The following is a 4455-nucleotide window of genomic DNA, read 5'->3' as shown; positions in this document are numbered from 1 at the left end:
CAGGAGTTTCAAATCCTGTCTTTCTTAAGTTAGGTAATTCTTTTAATGCGACTCTAATCTGTTTCATATAAGGTTCTAATGCAATATAACTACTCAAAGGTACAAATACTATAATGTCTATAATCCTTTGACCTAGCTTATTTGATTGAATTGAAGGTATTTGAGTACCTTCTTTAACTACACAATAAGTTTTATCACAAGGCCCTTCATGTTGTCCTGGTGCATATGGATTTAATCCTTTTTCTTTTAATTTATCAAATATTACTTTCCACATCTAAACCACCACCAGAAATATATTTATTGCTATGTGCAAAGCTTGGTCTATATAAAGATATGTCGTTAATGCCTTGTCTTTATTTTTAGCAGTAGCTTTTTTATAATCTATAATTATATGACTTATCAATAAAACCATAGCTTTCCACGTAGCAAATAACCCTAACAAATTTAATGTCAATGCTACAGTTAATCCATATATTATTGAATGTGCCAATAAGCTATACCAGTATTTCCCCTTTGTTTGCGCTAGGAAGTCACATTGTAGTGGATAATCTGCAATATAATGTGCTAATATAATCCATAATATGTTTTCCATCATTTCACCAGCCTTTGATACCCTTTTATTACTTCAGGAGCATTCTTTTGTATAGTAGGTACAAGTATTGCAAATCTCTTTTCATGAGCTAATTCCAAGTATACTGAATAATTCATATTTCCACTTAAAGAAATTACTGCATGCTTTCCTTTCCAACCAAAATCACCACGAATACTATTTCTAGCATTACTGGTCCTATCCGTCCATGGAGCATTGCCCTTTGCTTCACCTTCCATTTTCTTAGCAGCAGTATCTGCATATAAACCTATGGCTGATCTAACCTTATTCTCTACCATCTTTGTATTGAAATTATTAGTTACCTTTATACTCATTTAATCACTTCCAATTCAATCTGTTTGCATATGTCTTTGTAAGGATTAACAAATAGAACTTTATAGATCTTGCCTTCATAGATAAATTTATCTCCTTCTATTATCTGAGAATCACCTTTTACTAATATCTTTGTAACACTTACGCCTACATAAGTGGTACCATAATCAGTTACTACTTCTCTTCTTGCTTTTCTGTCATAAAAGGTTACTGTTTCAGTTATTTCTTTTACTTCAATAATGGATCCACCATATCCATCATCAGTTTTTATTTCTCTTTTTATAGTGATAGTAGCAGGATTGGCATTAATGAGTTTTTCTATATATTTTTTATAATATAAATTAACTCCCATCTGCTCTCACCACCACTCCGGTCATATTTGTTCTAAAGCCACTAGCCAACATTAGAAAGTGCTTCCCAGGAGAGGGTATAGTTATATCTCCTAGTTTTATTTCTTCTATTCCTGCCTTAGTTAGGCACAACTCTTTAGCAATAGATTCAAGTGTAATTCCATATTCGATATCTATTTGTTCTATTCTTGATGATAAATAATCATCCGTAAAATAAGGATAATTCTCTTCATCAATCATTGACTTTAGCTTTTCTAAATCAGTCATATTATTCACCTGCCAATGCAGATATTAATTCCTCTTTTTTCATCTTGGAATAACCTTCTATTCCTTTTTCTTTTGCCAACTCCTTTAATTCCTCTACTTTCATATCTTCTAGAGATCTAATTGTATTTTCTTGAATTGCTAACTCATGAGCTTCTTCAATATCTTCAATAAATTCTTCTCCAATTAGTGGTATCTCTTCTGTTTTTTCTTCGATTACTTCATATCCTTTGTTTTCAAACCAATTTATTAACCATTTATCATCAGTTTCTCCAACACCATCAACAAAAGATACACCAGCGATTAAGCCAGTGTATCTCTTATTAGGTGCATATATCTTAGCCATATATTACACCACCTTATTTTACTTTAATATTTCTTAAAACACCTGCTGATCTAGTTGCTTTTAAAGCTACCGCTGCAATCATTTCTACTTCACCTTTCTTAACTGCTCCAGGAGTCTTAAAATCAGGTAAGTAAGTACTAATTATCTTGTTACCTGTCACAGTTGCACCATGGAACCCATCTAAGCCTAATCTTACTGCATATAAATCAGATAAACCTGTTACTGCAGTAGCGCCATCAGGCTTTCTTGTATCAATGATAGGAGCTGTTGGAACTGCTAATCCTGCTTCATTTACAAACCAACCTAGATCCAGCAAAGGAATCCCATCATAAGCGTCTACTTTTCTACCAAATGCATCTTCTGCTGGTGTCAAATAACCAGCTCTTCTTGCTACTGCTTTAATCTTAGTCATAAGTTTGCTATTTCCTAATAGAAATGTTGGTTTCCCATCTAATTCTGATAGGAAATTATCTAATTCATCTAGTAATAGCTTGTAATTTGTATCTACTGCAGCTGAGTCTGATAAGTCAATATAAGTATCAGTTCCTACTTCTGTTGAACTTCCCACTAATGCCTTATCTAATCCATCAAAAGCTTTAGAATCTACTGCTGAATCCCCATTTATTACTGTGTAATGGAATAGATTAGTTGCAGCTTTGATTTTTTCATTCAATTGGAAGTTTACTTCGTCTACTGCTCCTGATGTTTGAGCTATAACTCTATCGATATCGAATGATCCACCAAATATTTTAAGTTTTACTGAATGGTCTTCTCTATCTGCTACTTGTGGAGTGTATTCAGTATTAATTGCTCTGAATCCTGCCTGTGCTGGTGTCTTTAATCTTACATAACCATAAGTAAGAGTGGATCCACCAGTACCTGGTGAAACTGAATCATCAAATATCATTCTGTCTAGTAATAATGAGCTTCTCCTAAACTCATCTATAACCATTTGGTCTACTTTATTGGCCATACCAACTTTGGCCTGTTCTAATGTAATAGGCATAAATTATCTCTCCTTTTTTATTTATTGTAGTATTGTGCTAATGCAGAACCTAAACTTTCTGCTGGGGGGTCCTGTTTTCCTTTACCACCATTACCTAAACTTCCTCCAGTACCATCAGGGCCTTCTTCCTTGAATAAAAAAGCTTTGCTCTCCTGAATAGTCTTTAGTTGCTCATCAAGCCCTGTAATTTTACCATCATCACCAAGAATAAGCTTTGTCTTATCAAATAACCCTGCAACTAAATCTTCATCATGTACCTTGCCTGCTATGGATAATTTAATAGCATTAGTAAGTTGAAGATCCTTTAATTCTTTTTCATATGTCTCTTTAGCTGTTTTATTTTCTGCTTGCAATGTTTCAATTTGTTTTTGTAAGTCTTCCGCATCAATTTTCTTTAAATTTTCTAATTGTTTGTCTCTATCATCAAGATCTTTTTCAAGCTTCTTCTTAGTTTCTGATAGAGTGTTATAAGTTTCTTTCGGTACTGCATTTTTAGGAAATTCTGTATTAACCTCTTTCATTAATTCTTCTTGATTTAATACTCCATCCTTCGTATGCTTTTCGATTAACTTTCTTAACCATTCCATTTATTCACTACCTCCAATAGCATATTTATACAGGTTGCTCCCTGTTAGGAGTTTCGTTGTTCTTTATGCTCTTCAACCTTTAAAAAAGAGCAAAATAAAAGCACCTACTTAGTAGATGCCTCAACTCTTTTTCTTAAATTGTCCATATCGTTTCCAATTTCTTTTTTCAGCTTATTAATCTTCTTTAATGATGTTAGCTTTCTAATTCTAAATTGCTTCATTCTTATGTCTTTATCAGTATAAAATGCAATATATTCTTTGCCACAGTGGGGACATTTGAAGTAAGTCTTTTCTATCCCATTCCCCAGTTTTTCAACTTCAAACCTATCAAGATCAAATTCTTTCTTGCATCCATCTTTAGCATCGCATGTTACTAACAATTCTTTCACCCCTTATAACCTTTTAAAAGCAAAATAATCTCCATATTCATTATACCATTTATCCAATTTAGCATTACTTCCTCCTTCTACCCAATCTCTTAATTCATTTGCTACATCATCAAGGCTTTTAGTTATTACTGGTATCATTGTACATAATCCGTTTGGTCACGGATGGTCAAGGGGTACATCCTTGACCGGAAACACCTCCCCATGTCGTTCCACACATAATTCGCATGTCCTGCCATGTATTAATGCACTTCTCCATTCAATTCCTTCTACAAATGGATTTATATTACTAGATTGAATTGTACTCGTTTGATATGCATGGTTTATACTAGTCCTTGCTAGCCTCATAGCATTATAATCTACTTTTTTATTTTTAAGATGAGGATAGCACTTACCCCATGTAGCAGGTCTTTTGGCTATATCTTTCACATACGTTTCTAAGTCTTTTGCTAACTCTATTGCTGATTTCTTTTCTAAAATAGCTCTATTGATAACATATTGAATATCCTTTTCGAACTCATTCCCATAATTCCATATTCTTTGAGATAATGTTTTATTATCTTTATAGAGATTGCCTGAAATAATATCCTTTAC

The 4455-nt window shown here is 33.2% G+C and carries 10 protein-coding genes and 1 pseudogene; all 11 read right to left on the bottom strand.

From position 1 onward, the window contains the following. Window positions 1-274, bottom strand: a pseudogene (locus tag ABV008_RS10805) (hypothetical protein); the annotation flags it as partial. Further along, window positions 275-595, bottom strand: a complete 321-nt coding sequence (locus ABV008_RS10800; RefSeq protein ID WP_352419832.1) for a DUF3307 domain-containing protein — start codon at window positions 593-595, stop codon at window positions 275-277. Beyond that, window positions 592-924 (bottom strand): hypothetical protein, encoded by a 333-nt coding sequence (locus tag ABV008_RS10795; protein WP_352419831.1) that lies wholly within the window; start codon window positions 922-924, stop codon window positions 592-594. The genes ABV008_RS10800 and ABV008_RS10795 overlap by 4 nt, the downstream gene beginning before the upstream one ends. Beyond that, the gene (locus ABV008_RS10790; protein ID WP_352419830.1) at window positions 921-1274 is read right to left on the bottom strand and encodes a hypothetical protein; all 354 of its coding nucleotides are present in this window, start codon (window positions 1272-1274) and stop codon (window positions 921-923) included. The genes ABV008_RS10795 and ABV008_RS10790 overlap by 4 nt, the downstream gene beginning before the upstream one ends. Next, the gene (locus tag ABV008_RS10785) at window positions 1264-1539 is read right to left on the bottom strand and encodes a hypothetical protein (RefSeq protein WP_352419829.1); all 276 of its coding nucleotides are present in this window, start codon (window positions 1537-1539) and stop codon (window positions 1264-1266) included. Before ABV008_RS10785 ends, ABV008_RS10790 begins: the two co-directional genes overlap by 11 nt. Before the next feature lies 1 nt (window position 1540). After that, window positions 1541-1882, bottom strand: a complete 342-nt coding sequence (locus tag ABV008_RS10780) for a Rho termination factor N-terminal domain-containing protein (RefSeq protein ID WP_352419828.1) — start codon at window positions 1880-1882, stop codon at window positions 1541-1543. 13 nt (window positions 1883-1895) lie between these two features. Beyond that, window positions 1896-2888 (bottom strand): major capsid protein, encoded by a 993-nt coding sequence (locus ABV008_RS10775; protein ID WP_352419827.1) that lies wholly within the window; start codon window positions 2886-2888, stop codon window positions 1896-1898. Window positions 2889-2905: 17 nt separating this feature from the next. Then, window positions 2906-3475, bottom strand: a complete 570-nt coding sequence (locus tag ABV008_RS10770) for a phage scaffolding protein (protein WP_352419826.1) — start codon at window positions 3473-3475, stop codon at window positions 2906-2908. A 104-nt stretch (window positions 3476-3579) separates the two neighbouring features. Continuing rightward, window positions 3580-3855 carry a hypothetical protein gene (locus ABV008_RS10765; RefSeq protein ID WP_352419825.1) on the bottom strand — a complete coding sequence of 92 codons (276 nt, stop codon included), beginning with the start codon at window positions 3853-3855 and terminating at the stop codon, window positions 3580-3582. A 12-nt stretch (window positions 3856-3867) separates the two neighbouring features. Then, window positions 3868-4002 carry a hypothetical protein gene (locus tag ABV008_RS10760; RefSeq protein ID WP_352419824.1) on the bottom strand — a complete coding sequence of 45 codons (135 nt, stop codon included), beginning with the start codon at window positions 4000-4002 and terminating at the stop codon, window positions 3868-3870. An 18-nt stretch (window positions 4003-4020) separates the two neighbouring features. Then, window positions 4021-4455: structural protein (locus tag ABV008_RS10755; protein WP_502929775.1), on the bottom strand; the 435-nt coding region annotated here is incomplete at its 5' end.

Origin of the sequence: Proteiniborus sp. (assembly GCF_040308045.1) — a bacterium.
Taxonomy (GTDB): Bacteria; Bacillota; Clostridia; order Tissierellales; family Proteiniboraceae; genus Proteiniborus.
The sequence above is the reverse complement of the archived record's forward strand: the minus strand, read 5'-3'. Positions and strand labels throughout refer to the sequence as shown.

Bases quoted from the DNA above. Each gene is read 5' to 3' on its own strand.
- ABV008_RS10800 (WP_352419832.1), bottom strand. From the start codon at position 595: ATGATGGAAAACATATTATGGATTATATTAGCACATTATATTGCAGAT.
- ABV008_RS10795 (WP_352419831.1), bottom strand. From the start codon at position 924: ATGAGTATAAAGGTAACTAATAATTTCAATACAAAGATGGTAGAGAAT.
- ABV008_RS10790 (WP_352419830.1), bottom strand. From the start codon at position 1,274: ATGGGAGTTAATTTATATTATAAAAAATATATAGAAAAACTCATTAAT.
- ABV008_RS10785 (WP_352419829.1), bottom strand. From the start codon at position 1,539: ATGACTGATTTAGAAAAGCTAAAGTCAATGATTGATGAAGAGAATTAT.
- ABV008_RS10780 (WP_352419828.1), bottom strand. From the start codon at position 1,882: ATGGCTAAGATATATGCACCTAATAAGAGATACACTGGCTTAATCGCT.
- ABV008_RS10775 (WP_352419827.1), bottom strand. From the start codon at position 2,888: ATGCCTATTACATTAGAACAGGCCAAAGTTGGTATGGCCAATAAAGTA.
- ABV008_RS10770 (WP_352419826.1), bottom strand. From the start codon at position 3,475: ATGGAATGGTTAAGAAAGTTAATCGAAAAGCATACGAAGGATGGAGTA.
- ABV008_RS10760 (WP_352419824.1), bottom strand. From the start codon at position 4,002: ATGATACCAGTAATAACTAAAAGCCTTGATGATGTAGCAAATGAATTA.